At 49.7% G+C, this 22,053-nt stretch carries 18 protein-coding genes, 1 tRNA gene and 1 pseudogene; 11 read left to right on the top strand and 9 right to left on the bottom strand.

Features of this window, described 5'->3' with window-relative positions:
* Nucleotides 1–31: 31 nt before the first annotated feature.
* Nucleotides 32–1,486, bottom strand: a complete 1,455-nt coding sequence (locus DWY55_RS00935) for a sensor histidine kinase (RefSeq protein WP_117877981.1) — start codon at nt 1,484–1,486, stop codon at nt 32–34.
* A 198-nt stretch (nt 1,487–1,684) separates the two neighbouring features.
* Here DWY55_RS00935 and DWY55_RS00940 point away from each other — a divergent pair, with 198 nt between their 5' ends.
* Together DWY55_RS00940 and DWY55_RS00945 are read left to right on the top strand one after the other, a co-directional pair.
* Nucleotides 1,685–2,551, top strand: coding sequence for a GLPGLI family protein (locus DWY55_RS00940; RefSeq protein ID WP_117680529.1), 867 nt, complete (start codon nt 1,685–1,687; stop codon nt 2,549–2,551).
* 19 nt (nt 2,552–2,570) lie between these two features.
* Complete coding sequence (locus DWY55_RS00945; RefSeq protein WP_117877979.1) at nt 2,571–5,168, top strand: carboxypeptidase regulatory-like domain-containing protein; 2,598 nt, start codon at nt 2,571–2,573, stop codon at nt 5,166–5,168.
* Between the two features lie 10 nt (nt 5,169–5,178).
* Here DWY55_RS00945 and DWY55_RS00950 read toward each other — a convergent pair whose 3' ends face one another.
* The 7 genes from DWY55_RS00950 to DWY55_RS00980 form a co-directional block, all read right to left on the bottom strand.
* Complete coding sequence (locus tag DWY55_RS00950; protein ID WP_117680531.1) at nt 5,179–5,856, bottom strand: phosphatase PAP2 family protein; 678 nt, start codon at nt 5,854–5,856, stop codon at nt 5,179–5,181.
* A 3-nt stretch (nt 5,857–5,859) separates the two neighbouring features.
* Nucleotides 5,860–7,758, bottom strand: a complete 1,899-nt coding sequence (locus DWY55_RS00955; RefSeq protein ID WP_120177952.1) for an LTA synthase family protein — start codon at nt 7,756–7,758, stop codon at nt 5,860–5,862.
* Nucleotides 7,759–7,873: 115 nt separating this feature from the next.
* The gene (gene fsa, locus DWY55_RS00960) at nt 7,874–8,530 is read right to left on the bottom strand and encodes a fructose-6-phosphate aldolase (RefSeq protein WP_005835793.1); all 657 of its coding nucleotides are present in this window, start codon (nt 8,528–8,530) and stop codon (nt 7,874–7,876) included.
* Between the two features lie 102 nt (nt 8,531–8,632).
* On the bottom strand, nt 8,633–10,105 hold the full coding sequence (locus DWY55_RS00965; RefSeq protein ID WP_117703728.1) for an ATP-binding cassette domain-containing protein: 1,473 nt from the start codon (nt 10,103–10,105) through the stop codon (nt 8,633–8,635).
* A gap of 10 nt (nt 10,106–10,115) precedes the next feature.
* The gene (gene pulA / locus DWY55_RS00970) at nt 10,116–12,113 is read right to left on the bottom strand and encodes a type I pullulanase (protein ID WP_117703706.1); all 1,998 of its coding nucleotides are present in this window, start codon (nt 12,111–12,113) and stop codon (nt 10,116–10,118) included.
* A gap of 34 nt (nt 12,114–12,147) precedes the next feature.
* Nucleotides 12,148–12,717 (bottom strand): crossover junction endodeoxyribonuclease RuvC, encoded by a 570-nt coding sequence (gene ruvC / locus DWY55_RS00975; RefSeq protein ID WP_005826381.1) that lies wholly within the window; start codon nt 12,715–12,717, stop codon nt 12,148–12,150.
* A complete protein-coding gene (locus DWY55_RS00980) occupies nt 12,714–13,019 on the bottom strand; it encodes a DUF4286 family protein (protein WP_022401655.1) in 306 nt (101 codons plus the stop codon). The genes ruvC and DWY55_RS00980 overlap by 4 nt, the downstream gene beginning before the upstream one ends.
* A 103-nt stretch (nt 13,020–13,122) precedes the next feature.
* Here DWY55_RS00980 and DWY55_RS00985 point away from each other — a divergent pair.
* Both DWY55_RS00985 and DWY55_RS00990 read left to right on the top strand, forming a co-directional pair.
* A tRNA-Ala gene (locus tag DWY55_RS00985) sits at nt 13,123–13,196 on the top strand.
* A gap of 94 nt (nt 13,197–13,290) precedes the next feature.
* Nucleotides 13,291–14,214: an urea transporter gene (locus DWY55_RS00990; RefSeq protein WP_022401656.1), complete on the top strand. Its 924-nt coding sequence runs from the start codon at nt 13,291–13,293 to the stop codon at nt 14,212–14,214.
* Here the strand turns inward: DWY55_RS00990 and DWY55_RS00995 are convergent.
* Nucleotides 14,142–14,567, bottom strand: a pseudogene (locus DWY55_RS00995) (MFS transporter); the annotation flags it as partial. The gene DWY55_RS00990 and the pseudogene DWY55_RS00995 overlap by 73 nt on opposite strands.
* Before the next feature lie 220 nt (nt 14,568–14,787).
* On the opposite strand from DWY55_RS00995, the gene DWY55_RS22565 reads away from it, so the two are divergent.
* From DWY55_RS22565 to DWY55_RS21910, 7 genes are all read left to right on the top strand, one after another.
* Complete coding sequence (locus DWY55_RS22565) at nt 14,788–16,086, top strand: site-specific integrase (RefSeq protein ID WP_120177953.1); 1,299 nt, start codon at nt 14,788–14,790, stop codon at nt 16,084–16,086.
* Nucleotides 16,087–16,106: 20 nt separating this feature from the next.
* Nucleotides 16,107–17,438: a site-specific integrase gene (locus tag DWY55_RS01005; RefSeq protein ID WP_120177954.1), complete on the top strand. Its 1,332-nt coding sequence runs from the start codon at nt 16,107–16,109 to the stop codon at nt 17,436–17,438.
* A 42-nt stretch (nt 17,439–17,480) separates the two neighbouring features.
* Nucleotides 17,481–18,614 (top strand): DUF6043 family protein, encoded by a 1,134-nt coding sequence (locus DWY55_RS01010; protein WP_120177955.1) that lies wholly within the window; start codon nt 17,481–17,483, stop codon nt 18,612–18,614.
* A gap of 286 nt (nt 18,615–18,900) precedes the next feature.
* The gene (locus tag DWY55_RS01015) at nt 18,901–19,182 is read left to right on the top strand and encodes a helix-turn-helix domain-containing protein (RefSeq protein ID WP_243633621.1); all 282 of its coding nucleotides are present in this window, start codon (nt 18,901–18,903) and stop codon (nt 19,180–19,182) included.
* The gene (locus DWY55_RS01020; protein ID WP_120177957.1) at nt 19,175–20,593 is read left to right on the top strand and encodes a DUF3987 domain-containing protein; all 1,419 of its coding nucleotides are present in this window, start codon (nt 19,175–19,177) and stop codon (nt 20,591–20,593) included. The genes DWY55_RS01015 and DWY55_RS01020 overlap by 8 nt, the downstream gene beginning before the upstream one ends.
* Nucleotides 20,594–20,728: 135 nt before the next feature.
* Entirely contained in the window at nt 20,729–21,796 is a 1,068-nt protein-coding gene (locus DWY55_RS01030; RefSeq protein WP_120177958.1) for a DUF6371 domain-containing protein, read from the top strand.
* Nucleotides 21,793–21,936, top strand: a complete 144-nt coding sequence (locus DWY55_RS21910) for a hypothetical protein (RefSeq protein WP_165859501.1) — start codon at nt 21,793–21,795, stop codon at nt 21,934–21,936. Before DWY55_RS01030 ends, DWY55_RS21910 begins: the two co-directional genes overlap by 4 nt.
* The last annotated feature ends 117 nt before the right edge of the window (nt 21,937–22,053 follow it).

A 22,053-nucleotide genomic window follows, 5' to 3' on the forward strand; every position in this document is an offset into this window, starting at 1 on the left:
TATTTATATTCTCAATATCCATCTGTGCAGATTATTGTGGAATGGTTATTTCCACCGTCGTCCCCCTCCCAATCTGACTGGTCAGAAAGACGGTTCCCCTATGAGCCTCAACCAACAACTTGACATAACTCAACCCCAAACCGATGCCCGGCAAGGAACGGTCAGGCAAGTTGCTGCTACGGTAAAACTTATCGAATACCCGTCCCTGCTCGGAAACAGGGATACCAATGCCGTCATCGGAAACTTTCAATGTGAGCTCGTGGCCATGCAGGCGGCATTCTACCCGGATACTGACGGAGCTTCCCGAATATTTCACAGCATTTTCCATCAGATTACTGATGATATTTGCCATGTGCACGGGGTCGGCCGTAACCAGCAGGTTGTCCGTGAAATGTGTCTCGAAAGACACTTGTTTTCCCTCAGGAGCATGCTGCAGGCGTATCAACTTCTCCACAACCGGTTTCAAATCGAAAGTACTGAGGGAAAGTTGTGTCTGCTCATCGTCAGCACGGGTCATGTCGCGCAGCTTCCGGAGGTAGGCGGAAAGGTTGTCCAGCTCGGAAACAGAATCACGCACCACTTCATCCATGGCCTGCTCGTCGGTACGCATTGTTTTGTCATTGAGAAAAGAGACGCACATCTTCAAGGCCTGCACGGGACGTTTCAACTCGTGTATCATGGTGTTGACAAAGCTTTTCCGCAACTCGTCCACACGGTGCTGCTTCAAAATGGTCTTTATCTGGAACAGCAGACAGACAGCCAGCAGAAGAATCAATACCAAGCTGCCCAGAAGTTGCCAGCCCATACGGAGCAAAAGAGTATGCGGCATCACCTGCACATCCACTTGTACCAACTCCCGCTTCAGCGGATTGTAAGGATAAACCAGACGGATGACCGGATGCAAATCACTCCCCAGCCGTTCTACGGTTTCCACCCATTGATAGAGGCTGTCGCGCGGCGTGACTAGTCCGGTAGTGAAAGACATGCCGTCCAGTTTAGTCGCCAGCACCGAATCGAAGCGCTGCAACGTAAAAGGGACATCTATCTGCAACTGATAAGCAACTATCGCCTCGCTGAAGCTCATGTTGAAAAGCAGCTTGTCTTCGCCATGTATCACAATCTTGTCCTTATAGACAATACTATCCTTCATTGCCGTGGATAGAACGGATTTATCTGCCATGGCCCCCACCACAAACGTACGCGTATAGCGCTCTTTGAGCTTGTTGGTCAATGAATCCCTATCCGTATGCATGTCCACATTGGTGTTGAAAAAGGATATATTAGGCTTGTTGAACACTTTCTTCGGCTGTTCACGCCGGATAGAGTCGTTCACTGCCACGGCATCCATGACAAGGCGGTGTATCTCTTCTTCATATTCCTCATTCTTATACTGATACTGGTTCCACAACCAATATCCCTGCCCTGCTACAAGCAGCAGCATGGAGATCAGTGACAATGCCCATACTATTCTGATTCGTTTTTCCATCTCAGAGTCTGTTCTTCTTTTATACTATACAAAGGTAAGGGTTTCCTCCAATCAGAGGTACGCGCGAGGCGGTTATTCTCATTTGAGTAACATTTCAGTAATAACTTTCTCACTCCGGAAAGACAAATTCTGCATAGATTTGCGACGACAGGACACATGACACGTCCTCGAAACAGTAATTTCTAACAACGAAAAAGTATGAAAAAGCAGATTCTACTCACCGCCATGCTGTTGATAACCGCCGCAACCGCCTGCGCACAGTTCAACATCAAAATCGGCTCCGGCAAGACGTTCAGAAAAGATACCATAGACCAGGCTGTACTCATGGTGCAGTATGAAGTGGACGGCTGTACGGACACACTGTCGGAAGAGCGTTTCCAGGAAACCATGATGTTGGAAATCGGCAAGAAATGCTCCAAGTTCTACAGTTACACAAAGTATGTGGGCGACTCGGTATTTGCTGCCGACATTGCCAATAACGCCTCGCAAGAAACGATGATTGAACACGCCAAACAGTTCAGAAAAAGCAAGCTGAACGAACAGACCTACAAGAGATACCCCGTAGGCAAAGTGACCACACTGGATGAAATTGCCGGAGACATCAACAGACTCCGGTGCGAGGAACCGGAAGAGCGTCCACAGTGGACGCTGCAGACAGACACGGCAACCATCCTCTCGTATCTCTGCCAAAAAGCAGAATGCGTGTTTAAGGGACGCAGATGGATTGTCTGGTACAGTCCGGAGATTTCCTCCAGCGAAGGGCCGTGGAAGCTGTTCGGACTGCCCGGACTGATACTGAAAGCAGAAGACAACAGGGGGCATTATCTCTTTACCTGCACCGGTATGGAGCAATGCCATTCCTACCGACCTATCCTCTTCAACGGAAAAGATTATGAACCCGTAAACCGCAAGGCGTACAACAAAATCCACGAAAGATATTATGCCGACCCGGTAGGATTCATTATGGGCAACACGCCCAACGTACGTATCACCATACGCGACGACCAGGGCAATGAAGCCAGGAAGCCGAAGAATATAGCCCACAATCCGCTGGAACTTGACTGATTCATCCCATCGAACTCCAATGGATATACACTTCAAGAAACTCTTGCTGCCAATCCTTGCCTTGTTTGCAATGACAGCGCATGCACAGTCTCTCAGTGGCTTGGTAACGGACGAAGAAACCGGACAACCGCTGGAAGCCGTAATGATTAGTGTGCTGCGAAACGGCACCATGATAGATTACGCCCTGACCGATGCCCGGGGGAGATATTCCCTGCCATGGAAATACAACGGCAGCCTGCAAGTCAGCGTATCACTGCTGGGCTATAGATGGGAAATACGCAACATATCGGCAGCAGGAACACTCCATATTCGTCTGCATCCCGAAGCCATTGCACTGAAAGAAGTCCAAATACGTCCCGGCCGCATTCATGGCAGGAAAGATACCGTAAGGTATAATCTGGCAGAGTTTGCCTCTTCCAAGGACGTACACATCAAGGATGTTCTGAAAAAACTCCCCGGTGTGGATATTGACGACAACGGGCAGGTGAAATATAAAGGTAAAGCCATCGACCACTATTTTGTGGAGGGTATGGACGTGACGGGTGGACGCTACAGCCAAATCAACAACAACCTCAGTGCCAAAGCCGTAAAATCGGCAGAAATTATGGAGAACTACCAATCGGTCAAGGCATTGAAAGGAAAACTCAGTTCGGATGAAATAGCCCTGAACTTGAAACTCGACCCACAGGCACGCGACCAATGGATTGTCAACGGTACCCTGGGTGCAGGCTGGAGTGATGGAACACAAGAAACGACCGGAACGGCACAAACGAAGAGGGACAAAGGAACGCTTCTTTGGGAAAACGCCGCCAATGCCCTCCAACTGGGTAAAGGCAAGCAAAGCATCTACGGCTACAAGAGCAACAACAACGGTACCGACCTTAGCCGTGAGCAACATATACTGACAAACAACACATCCCAACAGATTCCCCTGCACGGCTTTCTGGTACAACCGGGCATCAGCGCTCCCCTCGACAAGCAACGGCTGCTCTTCAACGAAACCCATACACTGAACGCCAACCGCATGTATAAATGGAACGACGAACGTTCCCTGCGCCTGCAAGCCGGATATACCCATAACCGGATTACCCAGCAACGGGGCAACTCGCAAGTCTACTACCAGCCCGATGACACCATACGCATGGATGAAGCCTACCACTACTGCCTGCAGAACGATGCCGCCCATATGGAAATGCACTATGAGGATAACAAGACCATCCACTATCTGTCGAACCGCTTCCTGGCAGAAAGTGAAACGAACCGCGGCACCTCCCACGAGTTGCAGCAAACGATGCGCACCTCCCAGTTTACGGCAAAGAATTTCTTCAGCCTTATCCGCAATGGAGAGAAAAGCACATGGAAGTTCAATTCTGCCACACAGTATGCCTATCTGCCCTCCTCCTTGTCACTACACGACGGGGAAGACAAATTCATCCAGCACAGCCTTTACAGCGACAATAAGGCCAGCCACCTAAGAAAACACAACGGTTTCACCCGGCAATACACCGCCGGTATAAAGGGCGAATGGGCATCGGTAAAGTACCATTCCACCCGAATGGAAACATTTGGCGCATCCAGTTTTTCTCCCTACCTCTCCTCCTACTTCCAATTGGAGCAAGGCAAGTGGCAGGGAAGTCTGTCACTCCCTCTCAGCTATAAGCGCTACTTCTCGCAACAGCGTTCTTTTCTCTTTTTCAATCCGTCACTCTATCTGCGCTATCAGCCGGACTACCATTGGAAAATTTCCCTCTACGGCAGTTTACACCGCTCAGCAGGAGATGTCACAGACCTCTGCCCTTTTACCTATCGGACAGACTACCGTACCTGGAAAAACACTGACGGCCTCTTCCCCGTCAGTATACGCCAACAATACAACCTTTATGGAGAATACAAGAATACCGTGCAGGAATTTTTCGCCACCGCCACTTTGTCCTACCGACATGTACACTACAACACCTTGAATGAACAGAGTATCTCTGAAAACCGCATTGTCCACACCCTTCGCCTACATTCCAACAGTACACAAAGTTGGTTCCTGCTCAGCACTCTCTCCAAGGGATTTTTCGACTGGAATCTGAAAACCTCACTTGACTTACAACTGAGCCGCAATACCGGCTGGCAGTTGACACGGGTTTCAGATACAGACGCCCTCACTCCACAAACGGAAACAGCCGGAAACGGCCCGCCTCAAAAATACCGTTATGACTATCTTAAGATGGAACCCAAACTGATATGGTCGCCCGCCGAAGCTTTCGAAGCCGAATATCATGCCACAATCAGCTATGGCAGCAGTAAAATAGGGAACGACACGCACCTTGCTCCTCTACTGGACTTCGTACAGCGTATGCACCTCACATTCAGCATCGGACACGTCGACCTCTGCCTTTCCGGAGAACATTACCGGAACGATTTAAACAGCGATACGCATCTCAACACACTGTTTGTAGACGCATCACTCATTTATAAGACAAGGAAATGGAGAGTGGAAGCCAGCCTCAGCAATCTGTTCAACAAGAAAGAGTATGCCTATACTACCTACTCGGTCACACAAAGCTATACTTCACGGTTGAATATCCGTCCACGGGAGGTTATGGTGACTGCTGGTTATCAGTTCTAAAAACTGTCATCTACAACAATATCCGTATTCCGGCATAAACCTGCATCCCCGCTATCGTCAGCAACCCTACCCATATAGGAGCATAGACATGAGTGACATGCTCGGCACGCTTATATCCGCTAACCTTCACAAACAAGCGGTAAATCAGCCAGGCACCAATCAGCCCCACAATAGTCCCTGCTAGCAAATCACCCGGATAATGCACACCGAGATATACGCGCGAATAGCACGTCAGCAACGCCCAGGCCATAATGAAAAGAGTAAGCCACCGCTTGCGGAATAGAAAGAACAGGAAAAACGCCAATCCGAAGGTATTGGCGGCATGACACGAAGGAAAGCCATAACGCCCTCCACGATGATTGTTGACGATATGCACCATCTCCGAAATGGGATTATTCAGATTGGAAGGACGCATACGCTCCACATAGGGACGTATCCAAGTGGCACATGCCTGGTCGGCAAAAGTAATGGTGAGCGCAAGGCCTATCATGCAAAACAGTGTGACCTTCCAATGAAAATTGCGCAACATCACATACCAGATGGCAGCATACATGGGAATCCAAACCCACTTACCGCTATAAGCGCTCATAAAATAATCGAAATACATGTTGTGCATCCGATTGATGGAAAAAAATATGTTTGTGTCTACATCTATTGCCCCTTGCAAGGCGTCCATAAGTGCTGTCATACGTTATCTTTTGGCTATATCATCATATAATTTTTGCAAATAGGCTTTGCCCAACGGCAGGTTCTTCCCTTTTGCTGTGCCCTCATCCACTACCACAGTACCCGCCTGGCAATTGAATATCACTTGATTGTCCGCTGTCACCATACCGAAAGCATCGGGTACGGTAAAGAACGCGAAATGAGGGGAAGCGGGATTAAGCATATCTTTACTGAAAACAAACTCTTCATGGGGCAGCGCCAATTGGGCCAGCAATGTGGCTGCAATGTCATGTTGCGAGCCATAGACGTCAATGCGCCTCGGCTCTCGGACGGCACCGCCCACCATCAACAGAGGTATCCGGTAGCGTTCTACCGACAAATTGTCGATATGTTCGGGATAAGCTCCCAAGTGGTCTGGAACAAACACAATCACCGTATTCTTCCACTGGGGAAGCTCACGGAACTGTCTTACAAAATCGCCTGCACAACTATCCGTATAGGCAAAGGCGTTCAGCCGGTCATTCTCCAGACGACGGAAAGGTACTTCAAAAGGCTCGTGGCTGCTGGAGGTCTGCAAGACACGGAAATAAGGAGTTTTCTCTTCTGCAGTTCCTTCGGCAGCTTCGGTTTTCAAGTCTTCCAGCAGACGGTTGAATACGAGATGGTCGTGCGCCCCCCACTTACTTAAACGTTCCGTTACGGGAAAGTCCTGGTCGGAAACAATATCTTCAAAGCCCGATGACATCAGGTAGGAACGCATATTGGTAAAGTCGGCATCACCGCCATAATAATACTTGGTACCATAACCCGCCTTCCGCAAGCTGCCTGCAATGGCAGGAATGGACTGCGTTTTACGGGGATACTTCATAATACTCGTAGTGGGCTGGGCAGGATAGCCACTCAAGATAGCCACCAGTCCACGGTCCGTACGAAAACTGTTGGCGTAGAAGTTCGTAAAGAGCACCCCTTCCTTACTCAAGCTATCCAGATGGATGGCAATATTCGGCTCACCTCCCAAAGCTGTCATCAACCTAGAGGAAAAACTCTCAAGAATCACAAAGAGTACATCGGGACGCTGAGTATTGAATAAAGTATGCAGCGAATCGGCAGATTGCCGCACAGAATCCGTCTCTTCCGTTTGACCACCGGCAACTGCGGGTTCAAGCATGTCTTTAAAAAGCCGGTCGGCCTCCGCAGCTTCCATAAAACGGTATTGCTTGCTAAAGTCCTTCTGCTTGGCAAGAGATTCCATCAGACTGAATGCAGGGTTGATAGCTGCATGGTTCAGACGCTGCTCGGCACTGAAATAGACTTTCCCCACATTCATGGTAGATACTGTAAAGCCTCCACGGATAGGAATAAACAGCAGCCCCGTCATCAGCAACAATATACCTGACACCTTCAGGCGACGATAAGGCAGTTTCATCCGCAGCAACAGGTTCTTCTGCAGCAAGATGCCGTAGAAAACAGCATACAGCACGACAGCATAAACAGCCATTGCCACAATTCCCCCCAGCACCATCCAAATGCTGACACTGGCCACTGCGTCTTTAGGGGAGGAAAAGAAATAGAATAACGGAGTAGCATCCAAACGGAACCCCCAATACTCGTATAATCCTAAATCGACAGTAAAAATTATGGAGATAAGTACTGAAATGAAGAGGAAATAGCTGCACCAGATGCGATAAAGGGATTTAGAAAGTGTCCATACAGAGGTTATGAAAAGAAAACCGGGAATAGCTGTCAGATAACCAGCCAGAGATAGGTCTAAAGGTAACCCATGCCAAATGACACTGAACCAGTCCGCACACGAGGCATCCGGGTACAGCGATTTGTAAAACAGCATAAACAGTGGTTTTTGCAACACAAAAATGCAGACAAACAAGCAGTATGTCTTAATAAATCCTATGAGCCTATCTTTCATCGGTGCCTTATTGTATATCTAAATATAAGGCGCAAAAATAAATCTTTTTATTCTATTTCTCACCAATATTAGTCAATAATTACATTGAAAGATAGGCTTATAGGATATTTTAAGTTTATCCGTTCACGCGTTTGTAATCTTCAAGGAACTTCCTCAGACCGGAATCGGTCAGCGGATGATTAAGTAAACCCTTAATGGCCGAAAGCGGACAAGTAGCCACATCAGCACCCACCTCTATACACTGCATGATATGTGCCGTATGACGGATAGAGGCGGCAAGTACCTGGGTGGTATATCCATAATAACGGTACATCTCTACAATCTTCGCAACCAATGCAATGCCATCCTCACAGATATCATCGAGACGCCCCACAAACGGAGAAACATACGTTGCACCTGCCTTGGCTGCAAGCAATGCCTGACCGACAGAAAATACCAGAGTACAATTTGTACGGATACCTTTGCCCGAGAAGTATTTAACGGCCTTGATACCTTCTGCAATGCAAGGCACCTTCACTACGATATGCGGATTCAAGGCTGCCAATTCTTCACCCTCTTTAATCATGCCTTCATAGTCGGTGGCTATCACCTCGGCACTTACATCGCCTTGCACAATATTACAGATGTCCACATAGTGCTTACGCTGGTTCTCCACTCCTTTGATACCTTCTTTTGCCATAAGCGAAGGATTAGTGGTAACTCCGTCGAGTACGCCCAAGTCATAGGCCTCCCGAATCTGTTCCAAATTTGCCGTATCAATAAAAAACTTCATGATATAAATGTTTAGATGGTTGATATTACAAATATAACGATTTACATCATAAATGGTTCCCGCTAGTCCTTTATTATCTTTCCCTGACGCAATATTATTCGGTCAGCGGTTTCGCTTCAAGAATAAACGGTTAGTAATTGTTTGCGGCAATTCATTCTCATAGTGGGTTACCATAATCATCGTTTTATCCCGACGATGGCAGAATGCCTCTATTATCTTCTTGACCCGACGGCGGTTGTATGTATCGAGTCCATGAAGCGGTTCATCCAATATCAGCAGTTCCGGGTCCTTGACAAAAGCACGAGCCAATAATGCCAGACGCTGTTCTCCACTGGAGAGTTGCAGAAAAGGCTTGTCTTTCAAGGCTGCAATACCGAAAATATCCATCCACCACTCGCATACCGACATCTGTTCGGCATGAGGACGTTTATACAATCCGATGCTGTCGTGCAGACCGGAAGCGACAATCTCTATGGCAGGCAGATTCTTCAGATAAGCACGATGCATTTCCGGACTGACATAACCGATGTGTTTCTTGATTTCCCAAATACTCTCCCCCGTTCCGCGCTTCCGTCCGAAAAGACTGATATCGCAGGCGTATGACTGCGGATTATCCGCACAAACCAAACTAAGCAAGGTAGACTTGCCGGCACCGTTCTCGCCACTCAGCGCCCACTTCTCACCACGCATCACTGTCCAATCCAGCTCCTTCAGAATGGTACGGTCATCGTAACGGATGCTAACCCCGTTCAATTTCACCACTTCGTCCGAAGTGAAATTCGCATGTTCGTAGGGCAAATCGAGAATACGCCGCTGCAATTCCTCCAACGCTCCGGCCTCTTCCTGAATACGCATCTGATTGCCCGCACAGAATGCCTGCACATACTCCTCACGTTCCATCTTTTCGCCCACCTTCATGTCCTCTACCGGCACAACATGTGTAATAAATGAAGGTATGTCATCCAACATGGAAAGCACAAGGACAATCTGCAACTCGCCCAGCCGGGTAAGCCGCTCCAGCAAATTAAAAAGCAGTTCACGGGTAGGCGCATCCAGCCCTATGAAAGGATTGTCCATGATAAGAATTCGGGGAGCAGTCAGTAAAGCTTTAGTCAACTGAAACTTGCGCAGCTCCCCACTGCTGAGAAGAATGATTTTCTTGTCAAGCATCGGCTCTATGCTGAAAAGTTCAAATAGCTGCCGCCTCAAGACATCGTCTTTTACCTCTCCCAGCACTTCGCGTACTAGCGGAGCATCCTCTTGGTCGTGGGCATTCCAACGCTGTTGATAGTAATAATTGGCATCGGCAGAACCGTAAGTATCACGGAAGGCAATGTATTTGATATTGTCATAGGCAGTTTTCGTGAGGGAGGGAGAGAAATCATAGGTAAGCTCACCATCACGCAAAGGATACTTTCCCGTCAGCATATCCACCAGGAGGCTCTTTCCGGCTCCGTTCGGTCCTACAATGGCAATGTGTTCTCCTGCCAGGAAATCAAGAGTGACAGGCTCTGTCAAACGAACAAGCGGGTTGCGTACTACGCCCCCCGCTATGTGTATTGTATGTTGCTGCATCATCCAATCATCATTTATACATAATCAGTGCCGATTGGGCCGGAACAACAACTTCGGGGCCGTACAGTGTGCCCAAACCTTGTTCATTGATAAAGCCATCCTTGCAGACCACTGTATATTTACCTTCGGGTACGGTAAGTTTGGCAGGCTCCTTACGGGCATTCAAGACTACTATAATATCTCCCCATGCATCACCGTTGGCATTTTCTTTCAGACGGTAAACCACCACATTGCTGCCGTCAACCGGTAGAAATTCCAAATGCTTACGCACCAAATCCGCATCACCCATACGGAAAGCCGGATGCTTCTTACGAAGCTGTATCAACCCTTTATAATAAGCAAATACATCTGCATGCTCCGCCTTTCGTCTCCAATCAATCGCATTGATGGAATCGGGACTCTCAAAACTATTGTGTACTCCCTTCTTGTCACGCATCACTTCCTCACCGGCATAAATAAACGGTACACCTTGGGAAGTGAATACGGCTGTTTGCGCCAGTTTGTCAAGCTTTGCCAATTCTACGGGAGTAATACCCGGGATACTTGCTTTCAGCCTATCCACCAAGCACATATCATCATGGCAGGAAACATAGCTGATCATCTGTGTAGGTTGTTCCGCCCACGGATCCTTACTATAATTCACAGAGTCATTATTTACTTGCGGATGCCTGATGGCTCCTACAATACCAAACTTTATGCTCTCCTCTCCTCCCGGCAATCCGGCAAGGAAAGCACCTTGATGATTATCATTGAACGGACCGCGCAAAGCATCACGCATTTCGTCAGAGAAAGCAGCAACACCCGGCATCTTATAAGTATTGGCTTTCATTGCCAGAGAATCTTCCGCCATCTGTGGAGCCGATGCCGCCCATCCTTCACCATATATAAATATAGTCGGATCTACAGACGTTGCCGCCTTACGGATTTCGTTCATTGTCTCGATGTCATGAATACCCATCAGGTCAAAACGGAATCCGTCAATGTGATATTCATTAATCCAATGTAATACAGACTCTATCATGTATTTACGCATCATCGGACGGTTGCTGGCAGTTTCATTGCCACAAGCCGAACCGTCTGCATACGTTCCGTCCGGTCGCTGACGGTAAAAGTATCCCGGCACTGTACGTTCAAAATTACTGTCGGATGTATTGAAAGTATGGTTATACACCACATCCAGAACAACACGGATACCTGCTTTGTGCAGAGCCTGCACCATCTGCTTGAATTCCCGGATACGAACATCCGGTTTGTAGGGGTCGGTAGAATAAGAGCCGTCAGGCACATTGTAGTTCTGCGGATCATATCCCCAATTATACTTGTTCTCGTCCAGCCTTGTCTCATCAACGGAGGCATAGTCATAAGACGGAAGAAGATGTACATGTGTCACTCCCAATTCTTTCAGATGGTCAATGCCGGTTGCCAGCTTGTCGGGACTTACCGTTCCTTGTTCTGTCAATGCCAGGAACTTTCCTTTATGCTCAATACCCGACGACGGGTCGATGGACATATCACGATGGTGCATTTCATAAAGAATCACATCGGCAGGAGAGGCCAATGCCGGACGTTTATCATCTGCCCATCCTTCGGGGTCCGTGGATTTCATGTCGATGATGGCGGCACGCTTTCCATTCACCCCTACAGCTTTGGCATTGATACCCGGAGTGTCCCCCAACCACTTATCATTGATTTTCACATTGAATGTGTAGAATTTACCTATCAAGTCCTTTTCAACTTTAGTTTTCCAAGTTCCTTCTTCAGAGGATTCCATTGAAATAGTTTCATAGGCATGCCCTCCGTCTCCTGCTTCGAACAACATCAGGCGAACTTCATCCGCCGTAGGTGCCCACAATGTGAATTGCGTGGCAGCAGGTGTATATTCCATCTCTGTCAGACTACCCGAACGGACAGGGTAAAGTTCGTACGAAGCATACTCCGTCTTCGCGGGAGTGCAGCTTACAACCGTCGTTGCAGCCACTCCAATGATAGCAAGTTCATTCAATTTCATGATATTATTTTTAGATTCTACATTTCAATTCTTATCACTTCTTCACCTTATCCGGATTTTTGGCAATAAAGTCTTTCCAGCCATGATAGCCTTTCTCCACCGTGGGACGCCCCATCTGCAGAAAGTGACAATAGGCAGCAGCAAGCCCGTCCGTTGCATCCATAAAAGTAGGCATATCCTCTTTAGGAAAATGCAGCATACGCTGCAACATGTCCGCCACCTGTTCCTTGGATGCCTGTCCGTTTCCGGTGATGGCCATCTTTATTTTTAAAGGAGCATATTCCGTAATGGGAATATCCCTGCTCAAAGCAGCTGCCATTGCTACGCCTTGCGCACGCCCCAACTTCAACATGGACTGTACATTCTTTCCGAAGAAAGGGGCCTCAATAGCGAGCTCGTCAGGCAAATAACTCTCTATGATACTCAGTACCCGTTCATGAATATGACGTAACTTCAGATAGTGGTCTCCAAATTTGCGGAGGTCGATAATTCCCATGGCTATCATTTCCGGCTTGACACCTGCCACACGCAATACTCCATACCCCATAATGGTGGTACCAGGGTCTATACCCAATATTATTTTCTCTTTGACCGGTTGTATCACACTATTACCTCCATCAATGTAGGAAAGCCAATCACTTTATCTTTAAAGATATTCAGTAATTCCTCGTTCAGTTTCACTCCTTGCTCTTGATACCAACGATGCAGTTTGGCAGAGTTTTCTACCTCAAACTGAACAGAATAGCAGATGCTTCCTTCTTCAATATGACTCAAGATACGGGCTATACGTGGAGCATACAATGTTCCGTTCTTTTCTACCTCGGGAAGATAGTGTTCCTGCATCCATATCAGGAAGTTTTTGTCTTCTCCTTCCTCTACATGATAAGTGGTATTATATATCAGCATAACTTATTTTTTCAAATTCTTTCGCAAACATAGCAATTATTTCAGAATAATGCATTATATTTGCACCATCAAAAACGAAAGCAAGCCTGCAAACGTTGGCAACGGGGCGTTAGCTCATCTGGCTAGAGCGCGACACTGGCAGTGTCGAGGTGATGAGTTCGAGTCTCATACGCTCCACGAAAATTAAAACGGTTAGATTAGTCTAATCGTTTTTTTTGTACGCATTAACGAGCTATAAATTTACATATAGTCCATTTTCATTCGACAACTCATGAAAGAAGCTTTTACACGCAAGTCATTACTTATTTTAGGACGTGGCATAGGGCAAGTCATGTTCCAAAACAATGCATTGTCCGGATTATTGATGTTGATTGGAATCTTTTTGAATTCATGGCAAATGGGCCTATTGGCTGTAAGTGGCAACATAATAAGTACGTTGACAGCCCGTATCTCAGGATATGACTGTGATGATATAAAAAATGGATTATATGGTTTTAACGGTACACTGGTAGGAATAGCCGTAGGGGTCTTTATGCTTCTGACTGTAAGTTCCTTGATGCTGATGGCTATTGCCTCGTGTGCATCTACCTACATTGCACGGTTTTTCAACATGCAACGCGTGTTGCCCGGATTCACTACCCCTTTTATCCTTTCTGTATGGATGCTGCTGGGATTGTGCAGTTGGCTGATGCCTGACATGCTACTCGTCTCTGATACAGAAACACCCGCTTCTTCCTCCATAAATTACTTACAATGTTTCAGTATGGGCATAGGCCAGGTGATGTTTCAAGGAAACATGATGACCGGACTATTTTTCCTTGCAGGCATTCTCGTGAATTCCCGGAATGCAGCAGTATATACCATATTGGGAGCACTTCTCCCCCTCCTCCTAGCCACATTATTGGGAGTGGATTCCGAAGCTTTGAATATGGGTCTGATGGGATATAATGGCGTATTGTGTGCCCTTGCTTTAGGAGGTAAAAGCTGGATGAGCTGTATATGGGCTGCATGTTCCGTTTTACTCTCTGTTGTATTGCAAATTGTGGGAATGAATTGGGGAATTATTACATTGACCGCACCTTTCGTTCTCTCCGTATGGCTGACAATGGGAATAAAAAATCTCTATCTCTTTTTCAAATTAGGCAGAAAGCAAGCCACCAACCCCAGTAAAGGCATAAAGGCACATACATTATAAACAGCCTCTATACCATACTTATCTGCCATACCTCCCAATACAGCCGAAGCGATACCGGCAATTCCAAAAGCGAAACCAAAAAACAACCCGGAAATCAAACCCAGCTTATTGGGTAGCAATTCCTGGGCGTACAGCAATATGGCAGGAAAAGCGGAAGAAAGCATCAGACCGACACAGAAGCTCAGCACTACTGTCCATGCAAGCCCTACGTGAGGCATCATCATACTAAATGGAGCCGTTCCAAGAATGGAAGCCCAGATGACATATTTACGTCCTACCCTGTCACCTACGGGACCTCCCACCAATGTTCCGATGGCAGTGGCTACCAGGAAGACAAACAAGAAAAGCGTGGAACTGCAATATATGATATTCGGGAAGTCTAATAAAGACCAAAATGAAAAAAAGAGCTAAACATCTGCAAATATAATCATTGATTTTCTGTGCTTTATGCGGTATCAGATTCGGGAATGACTTTTTAATTTGTCTTAATCCGTTGCAAGTTTCTTCGGGATATATGGGAACATTTACGGGAATTTGTTATACCTTTGCCGCATAACCGAAAAAGCAACGCAGATGAAAGTCACCGTCTATCTGAAAAAGTGTTCCCCCGAGGCCTCGAACATCTGTTTCAGGGTCAGGGATAAAAATGTGGACATAAAGGTCGTTTCCACACTTGAAGTGCAGGACAGGTATTGGGACACCGATACCCTCAGCTACAGGCGCACGACAGCCGTGCCCGCCGCCGAGCAGAAACGGCTGCCGGAACAGATTGCCGCCATCATCGAGCGGGCGGAGAAGACCTTTTCGGACAAGGCGGACAGCCGGTGGATGAGACAAGTCATAGAGGATGTGCTGTACCCTGTTCGCGCCTTCGAGCGTAACCACCCGAACCTGCTCGCCCGTGTCCACGAGTATCTGGAAAAGTTCGACGGGGCGGAAAGGACCAAGGAGCACATCATACGCTTCGAGCGCAGGATGTCGCGCTACCATGACTACCGGCGGGAGATACTGGGCGAGGCTGATTTCACCCTCTTCGTGGAGACCGTCACGCTGGAGCAGATGAACGCTTTCAGAGATTATGTCGTGAACGAGTACAGGCTGCGGCAGGAGCATTCAAACTTCTATGCACCCCGCACGCTCATCAACCACAGGCCGAGGCCGCTTTCCGGCACGACCGTCATCAACATCATGAACCTGTTCTGCACCTTCCTGCACTGGTGCAAGAAGATGAAGTATTCCGACAACGAGGTCTATGTCCTCTACGGCTGCAAGGAGCCCACCTACGGCGACCCGTTCTTCCTCACTTCGGAAGAGAGGAACATCCTCTACGATGCGGACTTGAACGACAACCCGAAACTGGCCGTCATACGGGACATCTTCGTGTTCCACTGCTATGTCGGCTGCCGAGTGGGTGACCTTTATAGGCTCACGAGGGCCAACATCAAGGACGGCTTCCTGGAATACATGCCGCAGAAGACGAAGAAATGCCAGGCGAAGACCGTCAGGGTGCCGCTGCATGAGAAGGCACTGAAGATACTGGAACGCTACGATGCCAATGCCGACAGGCTGTTCCCGTTCAAGCAGATACACACCTACAACCTCGGCATACGGGAGCTGCTGAAGCGTTGCGGCTTAGACAGGATGGTCACCTTCCTCGACACGCACGGCTACAACACCGTGCAGAAGCCCCTGTACGAGGTGGCCACCAGCCATACGGCACGCAAGACCTTCGTGGGTAACCTATACCGGCAGGTGCCCGACCCAAACCTCATCGCTTCCATGTCGGGACATGTGGAGGGCAGCAGGGCGTTCAGCCGCTACCGCACGATAGACGATGACATGAAGCGAAGGCTTGTAGAAATGATAGACTAGACAGAAAGGAGGACTTATATATGAAAGTGACCGCATTCATCCGGAAGACCGCCGCCAAGAACAACATCACCGACCAGGCACGGGTCTATTTCCGTGTCCGGGACATCGGCGGAGTGGACATCAAGGCCGCGAGCGAACTGTCCATCAATCCCAACCACTGGAGCCCGGAACGGCAGGGCTACAAGCACCGCGTGGCCCTGGTGTCGGAGGAAAAGAAGATGAACTTCGACAAGGACGTGCAGCAGATCACCCATCTCATCACGAAAGAGTACCACCGGGGAGTGGACGGGAACTGGCTCAAGGGGCTGATAGAGGAATACCACCATCCCGGCATCAACGCGAGGGGCGGCAACAAGGCCGACGAGTACCTGCTCTCGTTCCAGATACGGAAATACGTCGAGGAAACACCGCTTGCGGATGAAAGCCGGAAACACCATCTCGACAATCTCAACAAGGTGCTGCGCTACGAGCGTTTCCGCCACGAAGTTCTGCACCAGAGAGGCTTCCACCTGTGCGTCGACACCGTCACGGCGGACGACATCAGGGACTTCAAGTTGTGGATGCAGGAGGAACACAAGTACGTGGACATGTACCCCGTATTCTACCGGAATGAGGTACGCCGCAACGTCGAACAGAAGCGTTCCGAGAACAGCATGTCGGGCTCCCTCTACCGCATCCGCACCGTCATCAAGTGGTGCGTCAAGCGCGGGCTGACAAGGAACAATCCCTTTGACCAGTACCAGATTGCCCGGCCGATGTACGGCGACCCGTTCTACCTGACGCTCGAAGAGCGGGACAAGGTGTACTATGCCGACCTGAGCGGCATGGGGGTAACCTATCCGGTCTATCGTGACATCTTCATGTTCCAGTGCCTGATAGGGTGCCGTGTCAGCGACCTGAACAGGCTGACCAAGGCAAATATCGTGGACGGCTTCGTGGAGTACATCCCGCAGAAGACGAAGATGGAACATGCCAATACAGTGCGCGTGCCGCTCAACCAGAAGGCATTGGACATACTGGAACGCTACAAGGATCTGGAGGACGCCCTGCTCCCCCGGTTCTCGCACTTCGGCTACAACAAGAAGATAAAGGAGATACTCAAGTATGTGGGCATCGACCGCAATGTCATAGTCCTCGACCCCAAGACAAGGGAGGATGTGGCAAGACCTTTATACGAGGTCGCATCTACCCATACGGCGCGCAAGACCTTCATCGGCAACCTTTACAGGCAGGTCAAGGATCCTAACCTGATAGCCTCCATGTCGGGACATTCGGAAGGGAGCCGGGCCTTCGCACGGTACCGCAAGATTGACGACGAGATGAAGAAGGAACTCGTAAACCTTTTAGACTGATTGTCATATTCCTCTTTTATTATCTTACATACAAAAAATCCTATGAATATGGACGGGCAGAAACAGACATACGAACAGTTCAAGGCGGACATCCTCCAGTGGAAAGACGCGCATAGGGAAGAATACACCCGCTTCGCGAAAATGATGGCGGACGGGAACGAGGTGCAGTACCTTGCCGTCTGCCGCGCCATCTTCAAGCAACTGCCCGGAATCAGGCGGGAATGGCAACAGTCATGGTGTGACGACAGCACGGACGGCTTCAGGAACATAGGCCTCCATTTCAAGGAGAACGCGGTGCCTGGGCAAATCGTGGAGCTGTACAGGAAACAGAGGGAAGAAGACACTGCCCCGCCTCCGACCACTTTCTGGGGCAGGATGAAATACATTTTCAGACAGAGCGTGAGAAAACACCGCGTGACATTGTCTGCCCCTCTCGTGCTGAGCTGGCTGTACTACGGCAAGAGTTTCGAGGCGATGGTTGACATGGTCAGCAGGCAGGCGGGACATCCCAAGGCAGGGAACGCCGAAAGGATGGGCTGCTCCATTGTCGTCAAACAGATTATTGAAGTGTCCATAAAGAACGGTTTCCGAACGCAGGAGGACTGGAACGAACACTTCGCCATGAAGGACGCAATTGAAAAAGGAAGCGTCGGCGAATGGGCTTTGCAGTCCTTAAAGGACGGGATGGGAGGCGGTGATACCGAATGCTGTCCGACAGCAACGGAGTCCGTCAGCGGTACGGTGCCGCAGGCGCAGCGGGCGGCCGGAAAGAAGAAGATACAGGAGCGGCCGCTTGCGGATTATCTCAAGTGTGGAAACAGGGAGGAAGTCCTGCAATGCATCCGCCGTTTCGTTTCCATAAACACGAGCGCGGTCCACCAGGCACTCCCGTTCTATGTGCTGAAAGACCTACAGCTGGTGGCCGGGATGCACGCCGCCAAGGAGTACAGTGTGGGGATGGCACTGCAGTTCCCCGACCTGCCCTCGCTGAAAAGCGAGAGCGCCATACGGCAGGCGGTCGGCTTCCTGAAGACGGCAAAGCATATCATCAAGGACGGGAAAGACCAGATGGCCCCGCTCATCGAAAGCGACGAGAACCGGGAACTGTACCGGACACTGGCGGCAGAAATCAAGGAAATCACCACCGATGATGAAGTCGAAACTACTACCGGATAAGGCAAAATAAGCCGTTTTATATGGTCATGCGGACTTGAATTGTCATGACAATTTAAGACAAGGCATTATATATCAATTCGTTTCAATCCGCATATACTTTTGCACCGTCAACCTTTTCCCTAAGGTCGGCGGTGCTTCTCTTTTATAAGCCATCGGAAGCGGGGCATCAGGGAACTTTTGAAGATGGTCATCACAAACTTCAAAACTGATATTTATGATTACCATAGAAAGTCTGGTCGAACAGGGCGCGAACGTGAAACTGGAAGTCACGCCCGCCGACCTGAAGATGTTTGCCGAGTCCATCGTGCAGCGCACCATCATGGCGCAGCAGGAGGAACGGGCGGCTGCAATGCAGCGTGAGGCAGAAGAGACATGGCTCAATACGAAACAAGTCCGTGAATTGCTCAATGTATGTGAGGGCACGCTCAACCTGTGGGCGAAGCGCGGCTACCTCGTCCCCGTCAAGGTGGGCAACAAGAACATGTACGCCAGGTCGGATGTCCGGCGTGTGCAGACGGGAGGGAAATCCGAGAGTGTGACATCCTATTGCAAGAAGAGAAATGGCTGACATGACACACACCCAACTTGAATTGTGCAACATGATCCGCATGGAGGCGGAACATACCGAAGACACCGGCTTCCCTCTGGAAGTGTTCCCGCAGACGGTTCAATCCGTCATCCTTGACATGGCCCGGTACGAGAACTACAAGACAGAGTTCATAGCGACTGCCATGATTTCGGCTGTATCTGCGGCATTGGGCGGCACCTACCGTATCCGCATCAAAGGCGAATGGCAGAGCAATGCCGCCCTCTACATCATCCTCGTGGGCAGGCCGGGACTGGGCAAGACACCGCCGCTGGAGGCGGCATACCGTCCCATACGGAAGCACGACTATGCCCTGTTCAAGGCGTATGAGTCGGAGTTGGAGGCATGGAAAGCTGCCGGGGAAAACGGGAAGAAGCCCGTGCTGCGGCGTACCGTCGTGTCCGACTTCACCCCCGAATCACTCCTGCTGACGCACAACAACAATCCCCGTAGCGTGGTCATCCTCGTGGACGAGATCATGGGGATGTTCAACTCCGCCAACCGCTATACCAACGGACAGCTCATAGAGCAGCTGCTCACGGCATGGAGCGGCGGGGCTTTGGACGTGACAAGGGTGAGCAGTACGATACCTGTCCACATAGAACAGCCGTGCATCAATATCGTCGGAACCACACAGACCAAGCGTGTGCATGAACTGCTCACGAAAGGATTCGAGGATAACGGACTGCTTGACCGCTTCCTGTTCGTGTTGCCCAAGTCCTGGAAAATGTCAAAATGGACTGATTGGGATGATGGCGGGGAGGACAGGGCATCTCTGGCAGCGGCACGCTGGGAGCAGATACTTGGCAAGGTACTCGCCCTGGACTATGACACGGGAGAGGAAGAAAGGAGGCCCCATGTGCTGTCTATGGACAAGGAGGCAAAAGAGTATTTCTTCTCATGGTGGAACAGGAAAGTGGAACGCATCAACCGGATAGAGGACGACGCCCAAGTGGAAAGCCGCGAGATGAAGCATCCGGCGCAGGTGGCACGGCTGGCCCTGCTCATGCAGGTACTGCGGTATGCATCCGACGAGAGCCATCTGCAGTTTGTGGATCTGGCTTCCGTCAAAGCCGCCATCCAGCTGAACAGCTATTTCGAGGACTCGTACCGCCGCATCCGCTCGTTCGTGGCGGAAGACATGTGCGAGGAACCGCCCAAGGTACTGCTGTCATTGCTGCCGGACACTTTCGACACGAAGACGGCCATCGCCACAGGCAGGGAACAACAGAATGTCAGCGAACGCACGGTGATGAACTACCTCAGGGAACTGTGCAGGAGCGGGCTGTTGCGGAAGTCAAAAGCCGGGCATTACGAGAAAGTCATATATGATAAATCTGGTAAACCTAATGAAAATGACAATGAACCGCCAGCCCAAAACTGCAACGGATGACCCCTTGTTGCAGCCTGCAGTCTTTGCAGTTTTGCAGTCTCGAAGTGACGGAAAAGTAGAATTCCTGCAAGACTGCAAGAATTGCAAACTGCAAATGGAGGTTTTCACTTGCAGAAATCTACAAAAGAGAGTATCATGAACGGATACAGATTCCATCTACAGAAATACCGTCCGGGCAGCAAGACCGTCTGTCCGGAGTGCGGCAGGAAGTCCTGCTTCACCCATTATATCGACGAGGAGGGAGAGATTGCCTTCCCTGACCATGTGGGCATCTGCGACCACATCAACAGTTGCGGCTACCACTATACTCCGAAAGAATACTTCCGGGACAATCCGGCTGTCAAAGAAAGATTGAATGGGCAGGAAAGGTTTGGCGGCACACCGATAGCTGCAAGACCGCCAGCAAGAGCATTGCCCGAACAGAAACCACGGATTTCTTTTCTTCCCTCTGATTGGGTGGAGCAGTCCATGCGCAGGTACGACATCAACCCCTTATACTGCTACTTCACTAAGGTGGCCGGCAAGGAGAATACGGACAGGTTGTTCCGTCTCTACAGGGTAGGCACGTCAAGGATGTGGGGCGGAGCAGCCGTATTCTGGCAGACAGACCGGGACGGCAATGTGCGTGCGGGCAAGATCATGGGCTATGACGCTGAAACGGGACACCGGGTTAAGGAGCCTTTCAACCAAGTCAGCTGGGTACATTCAGTAAGGAAGATACCGGATTTCAGGATGAAGCAGTGCCTGTTCGGAGAACATCTGCTGTCGGACAACTCCGCCGTAATGTCTGCCAAACCTGTAGCCATTGTCGAGAGCGAGAAGACGGCACTGGTCGCCGCCCATTTCATCCCCGACTTCATCTGGCTTGCCACCGGAGGGATACACGGGTGCTTCAACAGCGAGACCATGCAGGTATTGGGCGGCCGGGAGGTTGTCCTCTTCCCCGACCTTAAGGCAACGGAGGAATGGAGGCAGCGGCTGCCCATGCTGGAACCCGTATGCAGGCGTGCCACATGCTCCGACCTGTTGGAAAGAATAGCGACCGACGTACAGCGCAGTCAGGGACTGGACATCGCCGACTTCCTGCTGATGGAGGACACGCCGCAGATGATTCTCGCAAAGATGATAGAACGCAACCCCATGTTGCAGACCTTCATCGACACCTTCGGGCTCGAACTGGTGGATACCGGGAGGGTGGAATGACATTTGGCATCAGATACCTTTCCGCCATCCGCCCCTGCCAGTCCGATTCATCTCCGGGCTTGCCCGTCTGCCACGAAACAGAGGGATGGGGTAGCCTAATACCCCAACCGCCTTTCGGCGGCGGGATGCGTACCACTTGAAACAGCAAGCTGGGCACATAACTTATCCGAGAAAAACAGAAAAGCATCCGGCTAATATGGAACGCTACTATATACTGAACCGTTACTTTATCTCATAAAAAATCATAGATAAAGTAG

This window comes from Bacteroides sp. AF25-38AC (assembly GCF_003602995.1).
GTDB lineage: Bacteria > Bacteroidota > Bacteroidia > Bacteroidales > Bacteroidaceae > Bacteroides > Bacteroides uniformis.